We start from the raw sequence: 23,607 nt of genomic DNA, 5'->3' as shown, positions 1-23,607 counted from the left end.
GCGTCAGCTGACGGCCAGCCGCAGACTTTTCCGGCGCCGGACCAGGATGCTGGGCAGCCAGTCGCCGATGTCGATCGCCTCGATCCAGGCGGTGCGCTCCAGCAATTTGCGCAAGACGATTTGGGCTTCGAGGCGGGCCAGCGCGGCGCCCACGCAAAAGTGCACGCCCTTGCCGAACGCCAGGTGGCCCTTGGCGCCGGCGCGATCGAGCCGGAATTCGTTCGGGGCGTCGAAGTGCGCCGGATCGCGATTTGCCGCCCCCCACATCAGCAGCAGATGGGAGTCGGCCGGCACCTGGACCCCGGCCAGCGTGGTGTCGCGCCACACGTGCCGGTAATGACCGCGGAACGGCGACTCGAGGCGCAGCGTCTCCTCGATGAAAGCGGTTAGTAATTCCGGGTTTTCGCGGAGCTGCCGTTGGATCGCGGGGCGATCGGCAAGAATCCAGGCGGCGCTGCCCAGTAGCGAGGCCGTCGATTCTCCGGCGGCGCTGAAGAGCGTCATCATGATGCCCATTGCCGGGAGTTGGTCGAGTTCACCCGAAGCGCAGCGCGCCGCCAGATCGGCGATCAGACCGGATTCGCCGCTGTCGCTTGCCTTTTCGAAATGCTCCGTGACATACCCCGATAGTTCGAGCGCCGCCGCGAATGCCGCCGCGAGTTGGTCGGCGGTGACGATCCCGTCGAGCAGCGTGGTGGTGGCGTAGCCGAGCCGAATGAGGTTGTCGACGTCGTCCTCGGGCAGGCCAAGAAGCCTGGCGACCACCATCATCGGTAGCCGGTTGGCAATGGCGCTCATCCATTCGATCTGACCGTTGTCCAGGTTCTGCTCCCACAACCGGTCCGCGGTATGGGCGGCGAACTCCTCGATGATCCGCACCCGCTTGGCCGACAAATGCGGCAACAGGATTTTGCGGTGCGCCGCGTGCGCCGGATCGTCGGCGGTGGCCAGCGCGTGGGCAGCCCCTCCCGCCGGCCCCATGTCGAACGGGGTGACGGTGCCGTCCTCCTGGAAAACCATGGTGGCGGTCAGGTTTGACGAAAAGTCGTCGACGCGCTCGACGGCCTCTTGGACCGCGTCCCAGCCGCATACGGCGTAGAAGACGGAGTCGCCGATGCGCTGCACCGGCGCTTCGGAGCGGACGCGGTCATACAGCGAGTACGGGTCTTGCAGCGCCTCGGCGCCGAGGAGCTCGATCGGCTGGTCCAGGACGGGCATACGTCAAGGCTCGACGCGCCGACCTGCGGCGTCAACGGGACGCGGCGATGTTGAGGAGCGGTTGCGACCGGCGCCGGTCAAGACCGACGGCGCCCACCACTCCCCAGCAGCGCATTGGCCTGAGAGGAAATGCTTGATAATTCTCATCTTGAGAGAAGTCTTTCTGTTGGCCGCGATCTGTTGGAGCATGGGTGGATGCGGCGCGAGGACTGGTTGGTGGGGCGCGATCGCCGCAGCGAAGCCACCGAAAGAATCTTCGCCGCGGCCGCCGATCTCATCTCTCGCGAGGGATACGACGGTTTCACGATCGAAGCCTTGGCGGCCCGAGTGCACTGCTCGCCCGCGACGATCTACCGGCATGCCGGCGGCAAGGCGGCCATCCGCGACGCCGTCGTCGCCATCCAAGCGGCTCGCATCGTCGACGCCACCCGGGAAGCCATCAAGGATCTCAAGGGTCCCGACCGCGTCGTGACCGCCACGATAATCGCGCTACAACGACTGCGGTCGGATCCGCTGGCGCAGCTCGTGCAGTCCATCCATGCGAATCCCGTCAGCGAATGGGTGATCAGCTCACCCACCGTCACGGAGTTGGCCGCGGAAATGGTCGGCCCCGAGAACGACGATCCACTGGCCGCGCAGTGGTTGATCCGCGTCTTCCTGGCGCTGTGGTGTTGGCCCGTCAAAGACCCGGACACCGAACGCGCTCTGATTCAACGCTTCCTCGGTTCGGCCCGGGTGACGCAGTAAGGATGTGAGGCGTGAGCTGGAAGAGGTACGAGGGCAGGGCGCTCGCCGACACAAATCTCGTCGGCGACGCGCTGGAGGCGGCGCTCGAAGACCATGTCCGCGTGGCGAATCCGCATCTGACCGACGTCCGCTTGGAGTCGGTGGTTGCCACCAAGGACTACGACACGCAGGCGACGCCCTCGGGGCGTTGGTACCGAGTCACGTACTTGGCCGAAGGTGAGGACCTCTAGGCGGAACCGCCCTAGAGGTGCGCCCCGGTCGGTCCGTTGGTCCCCGCGGCTCCCAAGACGATCCCGCCGTTGCCGCCGGCACCACCGGGACCGCCGGTGGATGTACCAGTTGCGCCGCCTGTGCCGCCGTTACCGCCGTTGCCGAACAGCCCTACAGCGTTACCACCAGCACCGCCGGCGCCACCCGTGCCGATTATCGCCTGTCCGCCCGTGCCACCGTGACCGCCGCTGCCAATCAGGAGCCCACCATTGCCGCCCGCCCCGCCGGGGCCTCCGCTTCCCGCGACGGTATAGAGGCCGCCGCCGGTTCCCCCTGCACCGCCGTTTCCGATGACCCCGGCGTCCCCGCCGGCGCCCCCGGCGAGACCGAGGGAGCCATCGCCGCCATCGCCGCCATCGCCGAACAGCAGTCCGCCTTTGCCGCCGGAACCACCCACGTTGCCGCCGTTGCCGAATCCGGCGTCGCCGCCGTGGCCCCCCGTCCCGAACAGCAGGCCGCCACTGCCGCCGCTTCCGCCGGCGCCCCCCGGGCCGGTGCCACTGTTGGCGATGCCGCCGGCTCCGCCGGCTCCGCCGCCACCGAACAAGCCGATGGCGCTACCCCCGACGCCGCCATTGCCCCCTCGGCCGTTGACAAACTCGTTCACCCCACCGATCCCACCCGCGCCGCCATTGCCGTAAATCAGGCCGCCGGTACCGCCCGCGCCGCCGGTGCCGCCGGTACCGCCCGACACGTTGACGGTCCCGCCGACGCCACCCGCACCGCCGTTGCCGAAGAGGCCGGCGGCCCCGCCGTTGCCGCCATTGCTGCCTGCGGCGCCCGATCCGCCGTTGCCACCGTTGCCCCACAGGATGCCGCCGGCTCCGCCGTTTTGCCCTGTGCCGGGTGCTCCGTTGGTGCCATCGCCGATCAGTGGGCGCTGCAGCAGCAGCTCGGTGGGTGTGTTGATCACGCCCAGCAGGTCCTGCACGGCGGTCTGCAGAGGCGACACATTGGCCGCCTCGGTGCCGGCATACGCGGCCGCGCCCCCGGTCAAGGCCCGCACAAACTGCTCATGAAGGGTCGACGCCCGGGCGCCGACGGCCTGATACGCCTGCCCGTACTCGCCGAACAGGGACGCAATCGCGGCCGACACCTCGTCGGCACCGGCCGAGAGCACCCGCGCGGTTGGGGCCAACGCCGCCGCATTGGCCTCGCTGACCGTCGAACCGATATTCGCCAAATCGGTCGCGGCCGAGGCGATCAGGTCTGGAATTGCGACAACAAAAGACATTCCGCCCCTCCGATCAAACGACACGACCCGGCGATCGGCCACCCAGCTAGATCGTCGAGCCTCGCGGAACAACCGAAGCGTATACGCGCGCCGCACGCCTTATAGAGGATTCCGGGCAAAACGTCGCGCGGGACGGGCGCACCCACCGCTCGCGGTCGCCCGATGGCATGTACGCAATCCCCGTTGGGCCAGTTGATCCGAGCTATCCGCAGGCGACGCCCGCTCAATCCGATTGTTGCGCCGACGAGCTCGCGCTCCCACGAAATTCATACATTCAGGTCGATGGATAAGCTTCTTCGACCGGTAATTCATACCGTATCCATGTTTCGCTTTGGTGCAGGCGGTCATTCAAATCGAATTCAGGGGAATGGGCCGCCGAATTCATAGTTTTCCGATTGCGGAATTTGAATCAGCGTGAGCTTTGCCGAAATATCGAGGTCAGGCACGATTGGTCGGCATTGGGGCGAGGCCAATACAGGGCGCGCTTTGAATATCGTCCCGTGGCAACGACAAACCGCCGGGAGGAAACCCACATGTCTTTCGTAACTGCATATCCGGAGAAGCTGGCGTCGGCCGCCGCCAATCTTCAGTCGATCAGCGCCGCACTGAACGCCGGCAATGCGGCCGCGGCCGCCCCGACCGTCGGCGTCGTTCCCGCCGCCGCCGACGAGGTATCCGCGCTGACCGCGGCCTATTTCGTTTCGCATGCGCAGCGTTTTCAGGCACTGAGCGCTCAGGCGGCGGCGATTCAGCAGTTGCTGGTCGCCACGCTCGCCGCCGGCGCGGCTTCCTATGCGGCAACGGAAGCCGCCAACGCGGCGTCGGCGGGCTGAGCGGCCATGGACTATGGGTTGTTGCCGCCCGAGGTCAACTCCGCGCGGATGTACACCGGTCCGGGTGCGGGTTCGCTGGTTGCCGCCTCGGCGGGCTGGGGCGATCTCGCCGCCGAATTGCATACGGCCGCGGCCGGATTCCAGTCGGTGATTTCCGCGCTGACCAGCGGCCCGTGGCTGGGTCCCGCGTCGGCATCATTGGTGGCGGCCGCGACACCGTTCGTGGCGTGGCTACAAAGCAGCGCCACGAGTTCCGAGCTGGCGTCCAGCCAGGCGGCGGCCGCCGCGTCCGCGCACGAGGCCGCGTTCGCCATGACGGTGCCGCCTCCGGTGATCGCGGCGAACCGCGCGGAGCTGGCGGCTTTGCTCGCGACGAATTTCTTAGGGCAAAATGCCCCGGCGATCGCGGCCAACGAAGCCGAGTATTTCGAAATGTGGGCTCAGGACGCGACGGCAATGTATGCCTATGCGACCTCATCGGCGGCAGCGGCACAGTTGACCGATTTCGCGGAGCCGCCGGAGGTAGCCGATTCTTCCGGCTTGGCCCGCCAATCTGCGGCGGTGTCGGCGGCCGCCGTCGACAATCCCGTCCAGACCGCCGTGCAGGAAGTGCTGACGCGTTTGGAATCCATTCCCAACCCGTGGGCCGAACTGGTTACGTCATTCAATGGCACGCAGCTCGACAAATACATTTCGACGAACACCGTCTTGGACGACGTCGTCATGCTCTACAGCAAGTACTTGGTGCCTTACGTGTCAACCGCGCAGTCGATGATTCAGTCGACGCAGTCCTTCGGGCAGGTGAGCAACGGGATCACGGCCATGACCACGTTCGCCAAGGGCCTCGCCCCCGCGGTCAAGGCCGCCGAAGGCGCGGCGCAGTCGGCGGCCAACGCCGGCTCGAACGCCGGGGGCGTCGCGGCCGGCCTAGGCAGAGCGCTCCCGATGGGCGCCCTGTCGGTACCGCCGAGCTGGGCTCCGGTGAGCGCGGTGACCAACCCGGGGGTGGCCGCCCTCAACGCCTCGGTCGTCCCGGCCGGGGCCGAAGGAATGAATGCCCTGCCCATGGCCCCGCTGGGGCAACTCGGCGGAAACCGTTACGGAAGAATCCTTCCGACCTACGGCTTCAAGCCCGCGGTGATGGCAAAGCCGCCGGCGGCCGGGTGATCGGTCGAAAAGCGTTCGGCTCTAACCGATCTCGCGCGCGACGTAGATCGCGACATATCCGAGCGGGATGCCGGTGCGGTTCGCGATCGATTGCCGCGCCGCCAGCTCCACGGCGGCCCGGCTGGTGGCTCGGGTGGTCCCGCCGATCTCGGGAATTCGGATCAGCCATCCGTCGGCATCGCGAGTGATTTCGATGTCGAAGCATTGGCCGACGGTGGGGCGCGTTACGCGGTGAGCGACACGTTGCGTACGGATCCTGCGCAGCGTGCTTGGACGGTGCAGAGTGTGCTGACCGGGCATGGCTACTTTCCTGAGTTGAAGATGGACCGCGCGCAAGGGTAAATCCAACTCGAAGCAAAAACCTAATCGGCCGACGCCAGGCCCGGTCAGGGTCGCGCGTTCGACCGAGATTGGATCGTGGCGGCTTAATAGCGGGAGTCGATCGAACCGGTGCCCTACCGTCGTCTCCCGGGTCTACCTAGGGGCGACTGGACCAGTCGCAGGCGGGAGGGGGAGCCGACGCTTGATGGGGGTGGAGCCTAGGGGAATCGAACCCCTGACACCCGCCTTGCAAAGGCGGTGCTCTACCAACTGAGCTAAGGCCCCTCATCGTGGCTCGGTGGATGATCGGGTGGATCGGCCACCGCCACGTGCCAGACCTCGACACCGCGTCGTGACCGCACCACCGCCGCCGCTACAGCGACCAGTGCCAGTGGCAATGCAAGCCTCACGCAACGTCTGGACGGGCACATGGTTGTGGGCCTGGGAGGACTCGAACCTCCGACCTCTTCGTTATCAGCGAAGCGCTCTAACCGCCTGAGCTACAGGCCCGCACTCGCGTACGGCCGAGCGACGAGATTACCGCAATCGTCGCCGGACCCCCAAAACCGCGTGATCGCCACCAGTCCGATGGTGTCGACCCACTGCGCCCGGCAGCGCCGCGCTTGTGATCGCCACTAGTCGCGGTCCGCCAGTGTGACTTCGATGCCGCCGATCAGATCGGTGGCCAGGTTGTAGACGAACGCGGCGATGGTGGCCATCGCGGTCAGCAGCACGATGTTGACCAGGCCGATCAGCACGGCACCGCCGAAGATCGTGCCGCTGGATACCAGTTCGCCGCTGCTGCCGCTGGTGTTGTTCAACAGGTCGCCGACGTTGCTGTTCAGCTTGGCCCACACGCCCATGCCGCCGAGCACGAGGTACAGGAAGGCCACCGCGATCATCCACACGAAGAACAGCGCCACCGAGAGCAGCAGGGACACCTTCAGCGTGCTCCAGGGATCGATCCGCCGGATCTGCATGCTGGCCCGAACGGGACCGCGGGTCCGCCGCGACACCTGGACCCGGTTCTCGCGGCCTTCGTTGGCATCGGCATTCGTCGACCTGGCCGAAACCGACGGGCTGGGCGTCTCCGCGCTGCGCTCCGGCGCCGGCTTGCGCTGCGGGGATCGGGGCAGGGGGCCGGACAGGTCGGGCAACTCGCTGGCGTACGCCTCGGCGGGCGGGCCGGCGCCGCGGGGCGGCGCGGGGTCGTACTCGTACGGGTTCTTCGCACGAGCGGAGGCCCCGGGTGCGGCCGTGCCGGAGATGAAGCGGTTGAGCCGGGCATCGGCACCGGTGGGGTTGGCCGGGCGCGGCTCGGCGTGCGGCTCGGGCTCGCGATGCGTCGGGGCGGCCGCCCGAGCGGCGCCGCGCTGACGAGACGTCGGATCACCGGCATCATGTACCCGGCCGGTCTGCGCAGGTGCCGCGCGGTGCGCACCGGTGCGTTCGGCCGCGCCGTCCCCATTAAGGCCGTCGCCCTGTTTGGGGGCGCCCGGCTCGTTCGGTGAGGTCACCCCGACTCCTTAGATCTTCTGCGCTGGCCGCCTGCGGTGGCAGTCGCATTGTGTCTGGTCGGGCCGAGTCTATTTCCCGGCTCCACCTTCACCCTTTGAGACGCCCGTTGAGAGGTCCGTTGAGAGGACCTCCGCTGGGTCCGCATCGCCCGTCGGGCCGAGTCTAGTTGCCCCGAGGTCCCCGCGGACCCCCGCTTGCCCGCATCGTTACCCGCCTAGCTCTGCGCGTCGTCGGCCTCGTCGGCGTCTCCGACGACCTCGTCGGCAGCTTCCTCGGCGTTGCGCGCGATGGCCAACAGCGTGTTGTCCTCGCCCAGGTTCATCAACCGGACACCCTTGGTCTGCCGGCCCGCCTTGCGGACCTGGCGCGCGGCCGTCCGGATCACGCCGCCCCCGGAGGTAATGGCGTAGAGCTCGCTGTCGTCGTCGACGATCAACGCGCCGACCAGCCTGCCGCGCCGGCGGTCGTACATCACGGTCAGCACGCCCTTGCCGCCGCGGCCCTGCACCGGGTACTCCTCGATCGCGGTGCGCTTGGCGTAACCGCCGGACGTGGCGACCAACAGGTAGGTGCCTTCGCGGACGACGTTGAGCGACAACAGGTAATCGTCGGCGTTGAACCGCATGCCCTGCACGCCCGAGGTGGCCCGGCCCATCGGGCGTAGCGCCTCGTCGGTCGCCGAGAAGCGGATCGACTGCCCATTGGCCGAGACCAGCAGCAGGTCGTCATCGGACGAACACAGCACCGCGCCGACCAGCTCGTCGTTGTCGCGCAGGTTGATTGCCACGATCCCGCCCGACCGGTTGGAGTCGAAGTCGGTCAACTTCGTCTTCTTCACCAGCCCGTTGCGGGTCGCGAGCACCAGGTACGGCGCGTCCTCGTAGCTGCGGATCTGGATGACCTGGGCGATGCGCTCCTCCGGCTGGAAGGCCAGCAGGTTGGCCACGTGCTGACCGCGCGCCGTGCGAGAGGCCTCGGGTAGTTCGTAGGCCTTGGCCCGATACACCCGGCCCTGCGTGGTGAAGAACAGGATCCAGTCGTGCGTCGAGGACACGAAGAAGTGCGCGACGATGTCGTCCTGCTTGAGCCCGGCACCCTGCACGCCCTTGCCGCCGCGTTTCTGGCTGCGGTACAGGTCGGTCTTGGTGCGCTTGGCGTAACCGGTTTCGGTGATGGTGACGACGACGTCCTCGCGGGCGATCAGGTCCTCGTCGCTGACCTCCCCGTCGGCCGCCACGATCCGGGTGCGACGGTCGTCGCCGTGCTTGTCGACGATCTCGGAGAGTTCGTCGCGCACGATCGCGCGCTGCCGCTCCGGCTTGGCCAGGATGTCTTCCAGGTCGGCGATCTCGGCCTCGATCTTGGCCAGGTCGTCGATGATGCGCTGACGCTCCAGGGCCGCCAGGCGCCGCAGCTGCATGTCGAGGATCGCCTGCGCCTGGATCTCGTCGATGTCGAGGAGCTCGATCAGGCCGGCCCGGGCGATGTCGACGGTCTCCGACGCCCGGATCAAGGCGATCACCTCGTCGAGCGCGTCGAGCGCCTTGACCAGACCGCGCAGAATGTGGGCCCGTTCGTTGGCCTTGCGCAGCCGGTAGGTGGTGCGCCGGACGATGACGTCGAGTTGGTGCGCGACGTAGTGGCGGATCATCTGGTCGAGCCGCAAGGTGCGCGGCACGCCGTCGACGATGGCCAGCATGTTGGCGCCGAAGCTGGTCTGCAGCTGGGTGTGCTTGTAGAGGTTGTTGAGCACCACCTTGGCCACCGCGTCGCGCTTGATCTCCACCACGATGCGCACGCCGACCCGGTCGCTGCCCTGGTCCTCGACGTTGGAGATGCCGGCCAGCCTGCCGTCGCGGACCTGCTCGGCGATCGAGGTGATGAAGTTGTCGTGGTTGACCTGATACGGCAACTCGGTGATCACCAAAGACGTTCGGCCCCTGGCCTCTTCGACCTCCACCACACCGCGCATCCGAATCGAGCCGCGGCCCGTCTTGTAGGCGTCGGCGATGCCCTGGCTGCCCACGATCAAACCGGCAGTGGGGAAGTCCGGACCTTTGACGCGCTCCATGCAGGCGGCCAGGGTGGCTTCCTCGTCGGCCTCGTGGTTTTCCAGGCACCAGAACACGGCCTCGGCGAGCTCGCGCAGGTTGTGCGGCGGGATGTTGGTCGCCATGCCGACCGCGATGCCGCCCGAACCGTTGGCCAGCAGGTTGGGGAACCGGCTCGGCAGGACCGTCGGTTCCTGCACGCGGCCGTCATAGTTGGGGATGAAATCGACTGTCTCCTCGTCGATTTCGCGCAGCATCTCCATCGCGAGCGGCGTCAGCCGCGCCTCGGTGTTGTGGCTGACGAAGCCGTTCGTCAGGAAGGCGTGATCGTCGGTGTCGACCCGCAGGCTGTAGACAGGCTGGATGCCCGCCTCGGTCACGGAGGCGACGCGCGCGTAGTAGAACCGGCCGTCAGTGAGTTCGGTTGCGATGGCTCGCACATCGGGATCAGCGATACGGGACAGGATTTCGTCTCCGTCGCGCCGCCAGCGGGAAAGCCGATCGATGTTGTGGCGGTTCAGCCAGTCTTTGTCGACCCACCGGCTGCCGCAATGCTTGCGGATGAACGCCGCGAGTCCCGGTACGTGGTCTGTATCCAGGCCTGCGCAGGCAGGCATGGAAGCAAGGATCTCAGTGAGTTTGGCTTGCTTGGCGCCACCGAAACCGACTTGCGCCGCGAATAGTTCAGCTTGAGCCCGATTGGTTATGACGACCTTGTGCTCGCCGACCGCGTGCCGATAGCGGCGCGATACAACACCGAATTCCAACAGCATCTGCTGCACGTCGACGGCCAGCTGCCTGCTGCGTGTCGAGTAAGAGATCTGGATCGTGTTGCGCGGCAACCTAGAGCACGATCCGTCGCCTTCGAAGAGTGCCTGCAGGAACACCCGCTTGACCGCGGCGGGGGCGTGCCACATCCACTCCGGCACATACTTGCTCGCCGACCGGCACCCCACCATTTCCCAAAGCCGGCTCCGCTTCAGCGCCGTCCCATCATGCTGGACGTGAAGCACGTGTAGCCGAGAGCCAGATGCAATGGTCTGCTGGTAGATGCAGCGTTTGCCGCCAACGACCGCGTCGTAAGCTCCGGCGACCATAGTGAAGTAATCGTGGTCCAGGTTCGCAAAACCGGCTTCGCCTTCGGAAACGTAACCCTCGCTAATGAAGGCACCCAACAGCAGCGCCTCCATCGTGGAATGCCAGTCCGCCGGACCCAGTTCCACCGGTGGCGTTCGTTGCAAAACGACGTGGTCGTCGGGGCGGATCTCTTCGATCAGCTTCCACAACAACGTGGGCACCCCACCAATGTCGACCAAGCACAGCAGGGGGTGGTTAGCGGTGCCGGTCACCTCGTAGCCCTCGGCGGTGCGCACCGTATAGGTCTGGTGTTCGCCCGAATGGAACAACCGGTCGGCCACCACGGGATTGCCATGCCGATCAAGGACCTTTAATTCGATCGTGTTATCCGCATTGGGCGGAGTTTGCGGGACCACGTCGGCGATCCGCACTGACTGACCAAATGGCAAGCGCACCAACGCATCGCGGGTAACACAGTAGCGCATCGCGGCCGGCGGGTCGTTGCCCGGCGAACCGAAGTTGCCCTGGCCGTCGACGAGCGGATAGCGCAGCGACCACGGCTGGGCCATGCGCACCAACGTGTCGTAGATCGACGCGTCGCCGTGCGGGTGGTAGTTACCCATCGTCTCGGCCACCGACCGCGCCGACTTGGCGTGGCTGCGGTCCGGACGGAAGCCCGAGTCGTACATCGCGTAGAGCACGCGGCGGTGCACGGGCTTGAGGCCGTCGCGCACCTCCGGCAGCGCGCGGCCCACGATCACGCTCATGGCGTAGTCGATGTAGCTGCGCTGCATCTCCTGCTGGATGTCGACCGGTTCGATGCGGTCGCCGGCCTCGTCGCCCGGGGGCAGCGTGGTGTCAGTCATCTATTCCTCGTTTGCGTTGGGATACGCGTGCCTGATCGATCAGACGTCCAGGAAGCGAACGTCCTTGGCGTTGCGGGTGATAAAGCTTCGGCGCGCGTCGACGTCCTCGCCCATCAGGATGGAGAACAGCTCGTCGGCGGCCGCCGCGTCGTCCAGGGTCACTTGGCGCAGCACCCGCACGGACGGGTCCATCGTGGTTTCCCACAATTCCTTGGCGTCCATCTCGCCCAGACCCTTGTAGCGCTGGATGCCGTCTTCCTTGTTGATCTTCTTGCCGGCCTTCAGCCCGGCCTCCAGCATGCCGTCGCGCTCGCGGTCGGAGTAGGCGAATTCGGGATCGCTGCGCTGCCACTTCAACTTGTAGAGCGGCGGCTGCGCCAAAAACACGTGGCCGTTCTCGATGAGCGGGCGCATGAAGCGGAACAACAACGTCAACAGCAGCGTCGAGATGTGTTGGCCGTCAACGTCGGCGTCGGCCATCAGCACGATCTTGTGATACCGCAACTTGCTGATGTCGAACTCGTCGTGGATGCCGGTGCCCAGCGCGGTGATGATCGCCTGAACTTCGGTGTTCTTCAGCACCCGGTCGATGCGGGCCTTTTCGACGTTGATGATCTTGCCGCGCAGCGGAAGGATGGCCTGGAACATCGAGTCGCGGCCGCTCTTGGCCGAGCCGCCGGCCGAATCGCCCTCCACCACATACAGTTCGGACTTCCGCGGGTCGGTGGAACGGCAGTCGGCGAGCTTGCCCGGCAGCCCACCCAGGTCGGTGGCGCTCTTGCGGCGCACCAGCTCCCGCGCCTTGCGGGCCGCGATCCGGGCCTGCGCCGACGAGACCGCCTTGTTCACAACCACTTTCGCATCAGCCGGGTTGGCTTCGAACCAATGGCTGAGCTGTTCGTTGCACACCTTCTGGACGAATGACTTGACCTCAGTGTTGCCCAGCTTGGTCTTGGTCTGGCCCTCGAACTGCGGTTCGCTGACCTTGACCGAAATGACCGCCGCGAGTCCTTCGCGGATGTCGTCGCCGGTGAGGTTGGGGTCCTTGTCCTTCAGCAGCTTCTTGTCTTTGGCGTACTTGTTCACCACCGACGTCAACGCGCTGCGGAAGCCCTCTTCGTGGGTGCCGCCCTCGTGAGTGTTGATGGTGTTGGCGAAGGTGTGGACCGACTCCGAATAGCCGCCGTTCCACTGCATCGCGATTTCGACCTCGTGGCCAGGGCCCTTGCCGTCGAAGTCGATGATGCTCTGCTGGATCGGGCTTTTCGTGCGGTTGATGTGCTTGACAAAGTCGACCAGGCCGCCGGGGTAGTGGAACGTGCGATGCTTCACCTTGTGGGGCGCGCTCGATTCGGCCGCCTTCTCTTCCGCGGACTTCGGCGCCTCGGCCGTATCGCTGACCACCTCGTCGACGACCTCGTCCTGCTCCACGCGCTCGTCGGTGAGATTGATGGTCAGACCCTTGTTCAGGAACGCCATCTCCTGAAGCCGCCGCGCCACCGTTTCAAAGTCGTACTGGGTGGTTTCGAAGATGTCCGGGTCCGCCCAGAACCGGATGGTGGTTCCCGTCTTCTTGGTGGCCTCGCCCTGCTTCAGGGTCCCGGGCACGGCGTGGTCGTAGAACTGGGACCACTCGTGGCCATCGCGGGAGATATCGACCTCGAGCCGGGTCGACAGCGCGTTCACGACGGACACGCCCACGCCGTGCAGGCCGCCGCTGACGTTGTAGCCGCTGTTCTCACCGCCGAACTTGCCGCCGGCATGCAGCTGGGTCATCACCACGTCGACGGTCGGCGCACCGGTGGCGTGCATCGCCACCGGGATACCGCGCCCGTTGTCGGCCACCTCGACGCCGCCATCCTCCAGCAACCGCACGTCGACCTGGTTCGCGTAACCGGCCATCGCCTCGTCCACCGAGTTGTCGACCACCTCCCAGATGAGGTGGTGCAAACCACGCTCGCCGGTGGAGCCGATATACATGCCCGGGCGTTTGCGGACAGCCTCCAGCCCTTCGAGGACGGTGATCTGTTCAGCGCCGTATCCGGCTTGAGGCTTCTTCTTCTGGGCAGCCACGGTCGGAATGCTCTCCTTGGGGTTTCATGCGGGCGGTCCGGTCACCGCAGCAGTCGCACTCCGTCAGTCTACCGTGACCGGGGCTTAGCACCGATTTTCTGGGCGCGTTTCTACCCAGCTAACCGCGCCGTGCGCACGATTTCTTTATTCTCACCGCGTCCCGACGTGCCTGATAGGGGTCTCTTTCGTCCTGGCGGCTCTGAGGCGCCTGTGGATAACGGCTCAACTGGGGACCGTTTCGGCCCCCGAACGCCTCAGCCGTAGGTGTCGCGCGGCCCCCGGCCGGCGATGTGGCGGGGCCCCTTGCGCCACGACGGCGCGGTGGGCCCGGTGATCTTCAGCGACGTCACCACACCGTTGCCAACCGCCGCGGCGATCTTGGCCAACAGCTGCGCCTGGATCATCCGCAACTGGGTGGCCCACGCCGTCGACTCCGCGGTGACACTGAGAACGCCCTCATTGAGCGCGGTCGGGGTGGCATGGTCGGCGATCTGCTGTCCCACCACCGACGACCAGTGGCCCAGCACCGTGCCTTCGGCGACGTGCGCCGACCAACCCCGTTTTTTCGCGAGGTCGCGCGCCAGTCGCCCCAGCGGCTGCGGATCACGGACGTCGGGCCCGGGCCCCGACCAACTCCGGCGCTGGCCCGCGACGCGGCGCGGCGCCGACGGCCCCCCCCGCCCGCGCCCGGCGTCCTTTCCCTGCGCGCGGGCCGCCGCCCTGGCCTCCTCGAGGGTCCGGCGCACCAGGTCGATCCCGGTCAATCCGCCGAATCGCTCGACGTCGTCCTTTGTGTCGTCGGCGTCGGTCATGACCGCACCGCCGATACCCGGCCGGCGTCGTCGTCGCGCAGATCGATATGCACCCGCTTAGCATCCCAGTCGGCCGGGATGTCTTCCAGCACCGCCGCGGTCACCAAAACCTGCTCGGCCGACTCGGCCACCGTCGCCAAGGCGCGACGGCGGGTGGCGTCCAGTTCGGCGAACACGTCATCGAGCAACAACACCGGTTCGCCGCCGTCCGCCCTCAGCAACTCGTACGCCGCCAGCCGCAGCGCCACCGCGAACGACCACGACTCGCCATGGCTGGCAAAGCCTTTGGCGGGTTGGTCGCCGAGCCGCAGCTCCAGGTCGTCGCGGTGCGGGCCGACGAGACACATCCCCCGCTCCAACTCCGCGTCGCGCCGGGCCGACAGCGCGGCCAGCAAGGCGGCTTCCAGGAATTCGCGGTCGGTGATGTCCGAGGCGTCGAGGCTCGCGCGGTAGGCGATCGAGGCCGGACGCGATCCCGGCGCCAGCAACTGGTAGGCCTTCTCCACCTCCGGTGTCAGCTCGTTGACCAAATCGGTGCGGGCGGCCATCAATTGGGCGCCGTGCTCGGCCAGCCGGCTGTCCCACACGTCCAGCGTGTCCAGGGCGCCGCGGTCGCCCCGAAACCGCGCGCCGGAAAGGGACTTCAACAGCGCGGTGCGTTGCCGCAGGACCTTGTCGTAATCGGCGCGAATACCGGCAACCGCCGGCCGACGGACCGTGGCCAAATCATCGAGGTAACGGCGCCGATCCGCCGGATCGCCGCGCACCAAGGCCAGGTCCTCGGGCGCGAACAGCACTGCGCGCAACACACCGACGACCTCGCGCGTGCTGCGAACCGGCGAACGATTCAGCCGCGCCTTGTTGGCGCGGCCCGCGGCGATCTCCAGATCGATAGCGCATTCCCGGCCCTCGTTGACGACGATCGTCGAAACTACCGCACGGTCCGCGCCCGCCCGGATCAACGGCGCGTCGGTGCCGACCCGGTGCGAACCCAATGTCGTCGAATACCACAGGGCCTCAACGAGATTCGTCTTCCCAAAGCCGTTGGGACCCACGAACACGGTCCGGCCCGGCTGCAGTTCGAGGTCGGCGTGTGCCCAGGACCTGAAATCACGCAGACCTAAATGCCGGACGTACACCTACCCGGGCAACCGGACTGGCATCAGCAGGTACACATAATCCGTCGGCAACGCGGGGAAGGGCCCGGTGCCAGTGGGGGAGCTGTCGCCGTCGGACGCCGGTCGCAGCAACGCGGGCTTGCCCGGCGTCGTGAAACCGAACGACACCCGTTCGGAATGGACCGATGCGAGTCCGTCGGTCAGATACGTGGGGTTGAACGCGATCGTCAACGGTTCGCCGACGAAGTCGACCTGGAGATCTTCTTCGGCCCGGCCCACGTCATCGGCGCCCGCCGAAAGCCGCAGCGTCCCGTCGGAGAATTCCATCCGTACCTGCGCGCCGCGGTCGGCGACCAACGCAACCAGCTTGATGGCTTCGGTCAGCTCGGCCACGTCGATGGTGGCCACCGCGGTGTGCTCGGCCGGCAGCAGCTGACGAAACTTCGGGAACTCGGCATCCAGCAGCCGGGTGGTGCTTTGCTTGCCATTGCCGCTGATGCCGAGCAACCCGTCCTTGCCGACTCCGGCGCCCGCGCCCAGCGACAGCTGAACCTCGGATCCGTCGGCACCGGCCTTGGCCGCCTCGGACAATGTCTTTGCCGGCACCAACACCGAGGCCTCGATGTCGGGCGAAAGCGCCGTCCAGGTGAGTTCGCGAACCGCCAGACGGAACCTGTCGGTCGCGGCCAAAACCACCGTGTCGCCGGAAATCTCAACGCGGATCCCGGTCAGCATGGGCAGCGTGTCGTCCCGGCCAGCGGCGATGGCGACCTGGCCGATCGCCTCCGCGAACAGGTCCGCCGGCAGGGTGCCGGTGCCTTCGGGCAACGCGGGCAGCGTCGGATAATCCTCAACCGGCATCGTCGGCAGTGAGAATCGTGCGCTCCCGCAGGTCAACGCGACCCGATTGCCGTCCACATAAAAGTCGACGGGCTTGTTCGGCAACGCCCGGGTGATGTCTGACAACAACCTTCCGGATACCAAAACGCTTCCCGGAGAAGCGATTTCGGCCGCAACCTGGGCTTCGGCGGACACCTCGTAGTCGAACCCGGAGATCGTCAGGCCGTCGTCCGAGCCAGAAAGCAGGACCCCGGACAGCACCGGCACCGCGGGCCGGGTCGGCAGGTTCTTCGCAACCCACGACACCGCGTCAGCGAATGACTCTCGCACCAGACGGAACTTCAAGTCGGTGAGGCCAGCTGTTGTCGTCGCCGCGTCCATAGCGTCCCTTTACCTGCCGAGTGTCCAAAAACCTTCAAAAACCACGGTGGCTAGCCGCCCGTCGCTAGCAGTCGAACCACAACCGTAGATCTTCTGCCGCCATCTTGAAAGCTAGTCGCAAAGGCCGACAACCCGGGTCAACGCGGGATACGGCGCGGCGCGGACAACGAGTGTCCCCAACGGTGTTCTTCAAAGAAGAAACAACGGATAGATCTCAGTAACAGTATTAAGGCCTGTGCATTCTGGGGACAGCTTGGTTTTAGTGCAGCTAGGGAAGCGGCGGGGTTGTGGATGGTGCGGTTGACAACTTGGCCGCGCTTGTTGGGCCGATGGGGATGAAAGACGGATGTGCACGGAAACCCCAATCCCGCACCGGTCTTTGTCCGACTTGTGCACAGCGCTGCGCACAACGCGCAGGAGTGACAGCTGTGACAGGGGAGCGAGAAGTTTTTTGAAAAAAAGTTCGGCCGGATGGTCTCGAGGCGCCGTGGTCAGCGCTTGGAGCGCTGCCGGATGCGGGTGGTGAGTTCCTTGACGTGATCGAAGACCTCACGGCGCTCGGCCATCTCGGACAAGATCTTCCGCTGCGCGTACATGACCGTGGTGTGGTCGCGGCCGAATGCCTGACCGATCTTGGGCAGCGACAGGTCGGTCAGCTCGCGGCACAGGTACATCGCGATCTGGCGTGACTGCGCCAGCGCCCGCGTCTTGCCCGGGCCGCGTAGTTCCTCGACGGTGGTGTCGAAGTACTCGGCGGTGGCGGCCATGATGGTGGCCGCGCTGATTTGCATGGTGCTCGCGTCGGCGATGAGATCACGAAGGACGATCTCGGCCAGGGCCTTGTCGATCGGAGTCTTGTTCAGCGAGGCGAAGGCCGTCACCCGGATGAGAGCCCCTTCGAGCTCGCGGATGTTGCGTTCGATGCTGCTGGCGATCAGCTCGAGTACGTCGTCGGGCACCGCCAGCCGTTCCATTTGTGCCTTTTTGCGCAGAATGGCGATGCGGGTCTCGAGTTCGGGGGGCTGCACATCGGTGATCAGTCCCCACTCGAACCGGGTCCGCAGCCGGTCTTCCAGCGTGGCCAGTTGTTTCGGGGGCCGGTCGGACGAGATGACGATCTGCTTGTTCGCGTTGTGCAGCGTGTTGAAGGTGTGGAAGAACTCTTCCTGGATACCTTCTTTGCCCTCGATGAACTGAATGTCATCAACCAGCAGCACGTCGACGTCGCGGTAGCTGCGCTTGAACGCGACCTTGCGGTCGTCGCGCAGTGAGTTGATGAAGTCGTTGGTGAATTCCTCGGTCGAGACGTACTTCACCCGCATGCCGGGAAACAACCGCTGGGCGTAATTGCCGGCGGCATGCAGCAGGTGCGTCTTGCCCAGACCGGACTCGCCCCAAATGAAGAGCGGGTTGTAAGCGCGGGCCGGGGCCTCGGCGATGGCCAGGGCCGCCGCGTGGGCGAAGCGGTTGGACGCGCCGATGACGAACGTGTCGAAGGTGTAGCGCCGGTTCAGGCTGGTCCCGCCGGCGACGGCCGGGTCGGCCGCGTGCGGGCGTTCGGTGAAGTAGTTCGGCCAGCTGTGTTCGGAGCCGCCGGGGACCTCACCATTCTCGTCGGCCTCGTCGTTGTCGATCGACGTGTCCAGGTCGGCGTCGTCGGCCTGGTCGAGGGTGTCCGAGACCTGAGTGAAGGTCCCGGCATTGGTGAACGCATTCGCGTCGGAGTCTTCCGGGGGCGGGGCGATGCGCACGCCGAGCTGGATCTGTTGCCCGAGCCGGCGGCTGAGCGCGTCGGTGATCGGGGCGCGGAGGTGACGTTCGATCTCGTTTTGCACGAAGCTGCTCGGCACCGACAGCAGAGCAAACCCCTCGACGATCGTCAGCGGCCGGACGAGATTCAGCCACGCCCTTTGCTGGGGGGTGAGGGGGGTGACAAGCGCGGTGCGGTTTGGGGCCATGGCGTCCGAGGCGGACTCGCCGTTGAGCTCGGAGACGACCGCGTTCCAAACTGTTGTGAATCCTGAACCGGGGTCATCGGTCAACGACGTAATCTCCCTGGCTCTCGCAGATCCCGGGTGGAGGGGCAACAACGCTTAACGACGAAACGACTGATCCACATGGTTATCCACAGGTGTGGACAGGATGATCGTAGACGAGCCGCAGCCTACCGGCGACGGCCCGCGATCTCCGTGCTGATGGCAACCCCTGCCGGTCGCCTAGACAGCTACTTGATCCGCCATCCTCGCTTCGTCGTCGAGCGCCGCTCCGCTCTGAAACGGCATTGCCCGAAGTTAACAGTTTTCCGTTCGGCTGCCAACAGTTCTGCTGCATTCCAATCGGCTTCTCTAGGGTGTCCTGGGGCCTGCCCGTCGCCCGTTCTCCTATGGTGCCGCAGGGACGGGTTCGAGAACTTCGGTTTTCGCGGATGTGTGAGTTTGGTGCGTTGCGGCAGACCAAGTTTGACCCAGCGAACACACGTCAGTACCCTCGAACAGTCGCCCGAAAGTCGGCGATACGGCTGCGACCCAGATCAAGACCGGGGAACCGCGCCGGCCAGTAGTAAGACCCACTTCCGACCGACCCGCGGGCGAATGGCGCGAGCGGCCGGAAGGTTCGAATTACGAGGAGAACGCCGTGGCCAAGGGCAAGCGGACCTTCCAGCCGAATAACCGGCGCCGAGCCCGCGTGCACGGCTTCCGGTTGCGGATGCGCACCCGCGCCGGGCGAGCGATCGTCTCCGGCCGGCGGCGCAAAGGCCGCCGCGCGTTGACTGCCTGATCGCACCGCCAGGTTTTTGGCGGTGCTTTCCGCACGCAACCGCATGAGGCGGTCAACGGAGTTTGACGCCGCGGTGAAGTACGGGATGCGCTCGGCGCAGCCCGACATCGTCGTGCATGTGCGGCGGGATCCCGAGGACCACACCGGCCCCCGCGTCGGGCTGATCATTGCCAAACCGGTCGGATCGGCCGTGGAGCGCCACCGCGTCGCGCGCCGGCTGCGGCACGTCGCCCGGACGATGGTGGGCGACCTCCATCAATCCGATCACGTGGTGATCCGGGCCCTGCCGAGCAGTCGGCTGGCGTCGTCGGCGCGCCTCGAGCAACAGCTGCGGCGTTGCCTGCGACGCGCGTTCGAGTCGGCGGGGACCGACCGGTGACGCGCGCGGCGGGGGTGCGTGCCGTGATCGCCGGGGCGGGCCGGGCCGCCGCCCGGGGACTGATTTTCGCGATCCAGCTGTACCGGCACATGGTGTCGCCGCTCCGCCCGGCGACGTGCCGCTTCGTGCCGACATGCAGCCAATACGCCGTCGAGGCCCTCACCGAGTACGGCTTGGTGCGGGGGAGTTGGTTGTCGGTCGCCAGGCTGGCCAGATGTGGACCATGGCATCGGGGAGGATGGGATCCGATACCGGATCGACACGGATGCCGGACGAGCTTCGAAGGCGCCGGCCCCAGACAAGCGGGGCACCCCGCGCCGCAGCAACGGGAGAGTGAGTCTTTTGTCGTTTGATCTGTTCAGCCTGGACATCTTCTACTACCCGGTGTCGTGGATCATGTGGGCCTGGTACAAGTTGTTCGCGGCCGCGCTGGGACCGTCGAACTTCTTCGCCTGGGCCCTGTCGGTGATGTTCCTGGTGTTCACCCTGCGGGCCATCCTGTACAAGCCGTTCGTGCGCCAGATCCGCACCACCCGGCAGATGCAGGAGCTGCAGCCGCAGATCAAGGCGCTGCAAAAGAAGTACGGCAAGGACCGTCAGCGCATGGCGCTGGAGATGCAGAAGCTGCAACGCGAGCACGGCTTCAATCCCATCCTCGGCTGTCTGCCGATGCTCGCCCAAATCCCGGTCTTCCTCGGGCTGTATCACGTGCTGCGGTCCTTCAACCGCACCACCGGCGGCTTCGGCCAGCCGCACATGTCGGTGGCCCAAAACCGGGCGACCGGCAACTACGTGTTCACCCCGGCCGACGTCGGGCACTTCCTCGACGCGAACCTGTTCGGCGCGCCGATCGGCGCTTTCATGACCCAGCACGCCGGGTTGGACGCGTTCACTCACTTCAGCCGGCCCGCGGTGATCGCGGTCGGTGCGCCGGTGATGATCCTGGCCGGCGTCGCCACCTACTTCAACAGCCGCGCATCGGTGGCCCGGCAGAGCGCGGAGGCGGCGGCCAACCCGCAGACCGCGATGATGAACAAGCTTGCGCTGTACGTGTTTCCGCTCGGCGTCGTCGTCGGCGGCCCGTTCCTTCCGCTGGCGATCATCCTGTACTGGTTCTCCAACAACATCTGGACCTTCGGACAGCAGCACTATGTGTTCGGGATGATCGAGAAAGAGGAAGAAGCCAAGAGGCAAGAGGCCGTTCAGCGACGCGCCGCGAACGCGCCGGCGCCGGGGGCCAAGCCCAAGCGCAACCCGAAGACGGCTTCAGCGAGCGGCAACGGCTCGTCGACCGGGGCCGACGACCGCAGCGACGGTTCCGGTCCGGACACGGATTCCGATCGATCGGATAACGATGCCGCCGGGGCGAAGACGGCAACGGCGCAACCGGAGAAGCCGAGCGCGGCGGGGCGCACCAACGGCCCGGCCAACCGCACCCCGCGACCCGGGGCGCGACCGAAGAAACGCAAGCGCTGACGAGGCGCCACAGCTGTAGGTGTCCCTTGGGCGAGCGAGCCGAATTGGACAGGGACCCTTGGATGAGGGAGAGGGAACGATATGACAGACGCGGAGACCACCGAGCGCGACGTTGACACGGAATTCGACACGGAGGCGCCGGCCCCCGAGGAGACGGCGACGACGGATCGCGACGCCGACCAAGTCGACGACCAGGAGGAGCGATTGGTCGCCGAGGGAGAGATCGCCGGCGACTACCTCGAAGAGCTGTTGGACCTGTTGGACTTCGACGGTGACATCGATCTGGACGTCGAGGGCGACCGCGCCGTCGTCAGCATCGACGGCAGCGACGACCTGAACAAGTTGGTCGGGCGCGGCGGCGAGGTACTCGACGCCCTGCAGGAGCTCACCCGGTTGGCGGTGCACCAGAAGACCGGTGTGCGGAGCCGGCTGATGCTCGACATCGCCAGCTGGCGGCGGCGGCGCCGCGAGGAGTTGGCCGCGCTGGGCGACAAGGTCGCGCGCCGCGTGCTGAACACCGGCGAGCGCGAGGAGCTTTCCCCGATGACGCCGTTCGAGCGCAAGATCGTCCACGACGCCGTGGCGGCGGTGGATGGGGTGCACAGCGAGAGCGAGGGCCAGGAGCCGTCGCGCCGCGTCGTCGTCCTGCTCGACTGAGCCACTGAGTCACAGCCGTGTAATTCGCGGGCGCTCCTGACGGGCGGCAAGAGGATCGAGGATGTTTCACGTGAAACCAGACAACGAGATGTTTCACGTGAAACATGCCCGCGGCGATGGGAACGCAATGGGCGCCGGATCGCTCAGCGGAGCCGCGGCCGCCGTCTTCGGGAACCGGGTCGACACGGCGGAGCGATACGCGGAGTTGCTCGCCGGTGCCGGCGTGGAGCGCGGGCTCCTGGGACCCCGGGAGGTCGGCCGGCTCTGGGATCGCCACCTATTAAATAGCGCCGCGGTCGCGGAGCTTCTCGATCCGGGCGAGCGGGTGATAGACATCGGCAGCGGGGCGGGGCTGCCGGGGATACCGCTGGCGATCGCGCGGCCCGACCTGGAGGTCGTGCTCCTCGAGCCGATGCAGCGCCGCAGCGAGTTTCTCACCGAGGCCGTCGCCGAACTAGGGTTGGCTGTCGAGGTAGTGCGCGGCCGCGCCGAGGATTCCTGGGTACGCGAGCAGTTCGGCTCTCGGGACGCCGTGGTGTCGCGCGCGGTTGCGGCGCTGGACAAGTTGGCGAAGTGGAGCATGCCGTTGCTACGGCAGGACGGGCGGATGGTCGCGATCAAAGGGGAGCGCGCTCCCGAGGAAGTGGAAGCGCACCGGCGTGTGATGGCTGCATCGGGTGCCGTTGATGTCAGGGTGGTGACATGTGGCGTGAACTACTTGTGTCCGCCCGCAACCGTGGTTTTAGCGCGACGCGGAAGGCCGGCACGCCAGAAGCCGGCACGGTCGGCAGACAGGGGGGCACGGTGAGTTCTCCACAGGATTGGTCGGGCGCGCCCCCGCCGGCACCGCCCGTCGCGCAGGCGCCGCCCTCGGCGCCCGCCCCACCCGAGGAGCCAGCGGCCGTCGATGTTTCACGTGAAACGTCGACCGAATATGACACCCCGATCGGCGCCGCTGCCGAGCGCGCCATGCGGGTCCTGCACACGACCTACGCACCGCTGCGCCGCCCCACCAACCGACGGGTGTTCACGGTCGCTAACCAAAAAGGTGGCGTCGGGAAGACCACCACCGCCGTCAACCTCGCCGCCGCGCTGGCCGTGCAGGGGCTCAAGACCCTCGTCATCGATCTCGATCCCCAGGGCAACGCGAGCACCGCGCTGGGCATCCAGGACCGGCAAGCGGGCACCCCCTCCTCGTACGAGGTCCTGCTCGGCGAGGTGTCGTTGCGCGACGCGCTACGGCCGAGCCCGCACAGCTCGCGGCTGTTCTGCGTGCCGGCGACGATCGATCTGGCCGGCGCCGAGATCGAATTAGTCAGCATGGTGGCTCGCGAAAACCGGCTCCGCACCGCCCTGGCCGAACTCGAGCAGTTCGACTTCGACTACGTGTTCATCGACTGCCCGCCCTCGCTGGGACTGCTGACGATCAACGCACTCGTAGCCGCGCCCGAGGTGATGATTCCGATCCAGTGCGAGTACTACGCGCTAGAGGGCGTGTCGCAGCTGATGCGCAACATCGAGATGGTGAAGGCCCATCTAAATCCCCGGCTCGACGTGACCACCGTGATCCTCACGATGTACGACGGGCGGACCAAGCTGGCCGACCAGGTCGCCGACGAGGTCCGCAGGTTCTTCGGAAACAAGGTGTTGCGCACCGTGATTCCGCGCAGCGTCAAGGTTTCCGAGGCGCCCGGCTACAGCATGACCATCATCGACTACGACCCCGGTTCGCGCGGGGCAATGAGCTACCTCGACGCGAGCCGCGAGCTCGCCGAGCGCGACTGACCACCA

21 protein-coding genes and 2 tRNA genes are annotated in these 23,607 nt (G+C 66.5%); 11 read left to right on the top strand and 12 right to left on the bottom strand.

The window, feature by feature from the left end; translation table 11 throughout:
• Positions 1-3: 3 nt before the first annotated feature.
• Positions 4-1,218: a cytochrome P450 gene (locus tag A9X00_RS06555; protein WP_067150746.1), complete on the bottom strand. Its 1,215-nt coding sequence runs from the start codon at positions 1,216-1,218 to the stop codon at positions 4-6.
• Positions 1,219-1,413: 195 nt separating this feature from the next.
• Here A9X00_RS06555 and A9X00_RS06550 point away from each other — a divergent pair, with 195 nt between their 5' ends.
• Positions 1,414-1,965, top strand: a complete 552-nt coding sequence (locus A9X00_RS06550) for a TetR/AcrR family transcriptional regulator (RefSeq protein ID WP_067150742.1) — start codon at positions 1,414-1,416, stop codon at positions 1,963-1,965.
• 11 nt (positions 1,966-1,976) lie between these two features.
• Positions 1,977-2,195 carry a hypothetical protein gene (locus A9X00_RS06545; protein ID WP_067150739.1) on the top strand — a complete coding sequence of 73 codons (219 nt, stop codon included), beginning with the start codon at positions 1,977-1,979 and terminating at the stop codon, positions 2,193-2,195.
• 11 nt (positions 2,196-2,206) lie between these two features.
• On the opposite strand, the gene A9X00_RS06540 is transcribed toward A9X00_RS06545, so the two are convergent.
• Positions 2,207-3,469 (bottom strand): PE family protein, encoded by a 1,263-nt coding sequence (locus tag A9X00_RS06540; protein WP_067150736.1) that lies wholly within the window; start codon positions 3,467-3,469, stop codon positions 2,207-2,209.
• A gap of 533 nt (positions 3,470-4,002) precedes the next feature.
• On the opposite strand from A9X00_RS06540, the gene A9X00_RS06535 reads away from it, so the two are divergent.
• On the top strand, positions 4,003-4,302 hold the full coding sequence (locus A9X00_RS06535; protein WP_067150733.1) for a PE family protein: 300 nt from the start codon (positions 4,003-4,005) through the stop codon (positions 4,300-4,302).
• 6 nt (positions 4,303-4,308) lie between these two features.
• Positions 4,309-5,469: a PPE family protein gene (locus tag A9X00_RS06530; protein WP_067150730.1), complete on the top strand. Its 1,161-nt coding sequence runs from the start codon at positions 4,309-4,311 to the stop codon at positions 5,467-5,469.
• Between the two features lie 21 nt (positions 5,470-5,490).
• Here A9X00_RS06530 and A9X00_RS06525 read toward each other — a convergent pair whose 3' ends face one another.
• The 10 genes from A9X00_RS06525 to dnaA all read right to left on the bottom strand — a co-directional run bounded on the left by A9X00_RS06525 (position 5,491) and on the right by dnaA (position 18,568).
• Complete coding sequence (locus tag A9X00_RS06525) at positions 5,491-5,724, bottom strand: long chain fatty acid-CoA synthetase Faa4p (RefSeq protein WP_067150782.1); 234 nt, start codon at positions 5,722-5,724, stop codon at positions 5,491-5,493.
• 278 nt (positions 5,725-6,002) lie between these two features.
• A tRNA-Ala gene (locus tag A9X00_RS06520) sits at positions 6,003-6,075 on the bottom strand.
• Positions 6,076-6,226: 151 nt separating this feature from the next.
• Positions 6,227-6,300, bottom strand: a tRNA-Ile gene (locus A9X00_RS06515).
• Positions 6,301-6,425: 125 nt separating this feature from the next.
• Positions 6,426-7,307 carry a DUF3566 domain-containing protein gene (locus tag A9X00_RS06510; protein WP_067150727.1) on the bottom strand — a complete coding sequence of 294 codons (882 nt, stop codon included), beginning with the start codon at positions 7,305-7,307 and terminating at the stop codon, positions 6,426-6,428.
• 215 nt (positions 7,308-7,522) lie between these two features.
• Complete coding sequence (gene gyrA / locus A9X00_RS06505) at positions 7,523-11,302, bottom strand: intein-containing DNA gyrase subunit A (RefSeq protein WP_067150724.1); 3,780 nt, start codon at positions 11,300-11,302, stop codon at positions 7,523-7,525.
• 39 nt (positions 11,303-11,341) lie between these two features.
• Complete coding sequence (gyrB, locus tag A9X00_RS06500; protein ID WP_067150721.1) at positions 11,342-13,375, bottom strand: DNA topoisomerase (ATP-hydrolyzing) subunit B; 2,034 nt, start codon at positions 13,373-13,375, stop codon at positions 11,342-11,344.
• Positions 13,376-13,629: 254 nt separating this feature from the next.
• On the bottom strand, positions 13,630-14,187 hold the full coding sequence (locus A9X00_RS06495; protein WP_067150718.1) for a DUF721 family protein: 558 nt from the start codon (positions 14,185-14,187) through the stop codon (positions 13,630-13,632).
• Entirely contained in the window at positions 14,184-15,326 is a 1,143-nt protein-coding gene (recF, locus tag A9X00_RS06490; RefSeq protein WP_067150715.1) for a DNA replication/repair protein RecF, read from the bottom strand. Before recF ends, A9X00_RS06495 begins: the two co-directional genes overlap by 4 nt.
• Positions 15,327-16,526: a DNA polymerase III subunit beta gene (dnaN, locus tag A9X00_RS06485; protein WP_067150712.1), complete on the bottom strand. Its 1,200-nt coding sequence runs from the start codon at positions 16,524-16,526 to the stop codon at positions 15,327-15,329.
• 491 nt (positions 16,527-17,017) lie between these two features.
• Entirely contained in the window at positions 17,018-18,568 is a 1,551-nt protein-coding gene (gene dnaA / locus A9X00_RS06480) for a chromosomal replication initiator protein DnaA (protein WP_067150709.1), read from the bottom strand.
• A gap of 592 nt (positions 18,569-19,160) precedes the next feature.
• Here dnaA and rpmH point away from each other — a divergent pair.
• From rpmH to A9X00_RS06455, 7 genes are all read left to right on the top strand, one after another.
• Entirely contained in the window at positions 19,161-19,304 is a 144-nt protein-coding gene (gene rpmH, locus A9X00_RS29630; protein WP_068111553.1) for a 50S ribosomal protein L34, read from the top strand.
• Between the two features lie 22 nt (positions 19,305-19,326).
• Positions 19,327-19,683 carry a ribonuclease P protein component gene (gene rnpA / locus A9X00_RS06475; RefSeq protein ID WP_067150779.1) on the top strand — a complete coding sequence of 119 codons (357 nt, stop codon included), beginning with the start codon at positions 19,327-19,329 and terminating at the stop codon, positions 19,681-19,683.
• Positions 19,680-20,036, top strand: coding sequence for a membrane protein insertion efficiency factor YidD (gene yidD, locus A9X00_RS29625; RefSeq protein ID WP_197515079.1), 357 nt, complete (start codon positions 19,680-19,682; stop codon positions 20,034-20,036). The genes rnpA and yidD overlap by 4 nt, the downstream gene beginning before the upstream one ends.
• Positions 20,017-21,159 (top strand): membrane protein insertase YidC, encoded by a 1,143-nt coding sequence (gene yidC, locus A9X00_RS06470; protein ID WP_156771955.1) that lies wholly within the window; start codon positions 20,017-20,019, stop codon positions 21,157-21,159. The genes yidD and yidC overlap by 20 nt, the downstream gene beginning before the upstream one ends.
• A gap of 81 nt (positions 21,160-21,240) precedes the next feature.
• Positions 21,241-21,816 carry a R3H domain-containing nucleic acid-binding protein gene (locus tag A9X00_RS06465; protein WP_067150703.1) on the top strand — a complete coding sequence of 192 codons (576 nt, stop codon included), beginning with the start codon at positions 21,241-21,243 and terminating at the stop codon, positions 21,814-21,816.
• Positions 21,817-21,904: 88 nt separating this feature from the next.
• Positions 21,905-22,624, top strand: coding sequence for a 16S rRNA (guanine(527)-N(7))-methyltransferase RsmG (rsmG, locus tag A9X00_RS06460; protein ID WP_067150776.1), 720 nt, complete (start codon positions 21,905-21,907; stop codon positions 22,622-22,624).
• Positions 22,621-23,601, top strand: a complete 981-nt coding sequence (locus A9X00_RS06455; RefSeq protein WP_082974755.1) for a ParA family protein — start codon at positions 22,621-22,623, stop codon at positions 23,599-23,601. Before rsmG ends, A9X00_RS06455 begins: the two co-directional genes overlap by 4 nt.
• Positions 23,602-23,607: the final 6 nt, after the last annotated feature.

The sequence above is a fragment of the Mycobacterium sp. 1245805.9 genome (genome assembly GCF_001672915.1).
Lineage (GTDB): Bacteria > Actinomycetota > Actinomycetes > Mycobacteriales > Mycobacteriaceae > Mycobacterium.
Note: the sequence above shows the minus strand (reverse complement) of the source record. Positions and strands in the feature narration are given on the sequence as shown.

What these genes read in the sequence shown, in the direction of transcription:
- A9X00_RS06555 (WP_067150746.1), bottom strand. Translation starts at nt 1,218, where the DNA reads ATGCCCGTCCTGGACCAGCCGATCGAGCTCCTCGGCGCCGAGGCGCTG.
- A9X00_RS06550 (WP_067150742.1), top strand. Translation starts at nt 1,414, where the DNA reads ATGCGGCGCGAGGACTGGTTGGTGGGGCGCGATCGCCGCAGCGAAGCC.
- A9X00_RS06540 (WP_067150736.1), bottom strand. Translation starts at nt 3,469, where the DNA reads ATGTCTTTTGTTGTCGCAATTCCAGACCTGATCGCCTCGGCCGCGACC.
- A9X00_RS06535 (WP_067150733.1), top strand. Translation starts at nt 4,003, where the DNA reads ATGTCTTTCGTAACTGCATATCCGGAGAAGCTGGCGTCGGCCGCCGCC.
- A9X00_RS06530 (WP_067150730.1), top strand. Translation starts at nt 4,309, where the DNA reads ATGGACTATGGGTTGTTGCCGCCCGAGGTCAACTCCGCGCGGATGTAC.
- gyrA (WP_067150724.1), bottom strand. Translation starts at nt 11,302, where the DNA reads ATGACTGACACCACGCTGCCCCCGGGCGACGAGGCCGGCGACCGCATC.
- A9X00_RS06495 (WP_067150718.1), bottom strand. Translation starts at nt 14,187, where the DNA reads ATGACCGACGCCGACGACACAAAGGACGACGTCGAGCGATTCGGCGGA.
- dnaN (WP_067150712.1), bottom strand. Translation starts at nt 16,526, where the DNA reads ATGGACGCGGCGACGACAACAGCTGGCCTCACCGACTTGAAGTTCCGT.
- A9X00_RS06465 (WP_067150703.1), top strand. Translation starts at nt 21,241, where the DNA reads ATGACAGACGCGGAGACCACCGAGCGCGACGTTGACACGGAATTCGAC.
- rsmG (WP_067150776.1), top strand. Translation starts at nt 21,905, where the DNA reads ATGTTTCACGTGAAACATGCCCGCGGCGATGGGAACGCAATGGGCGCC.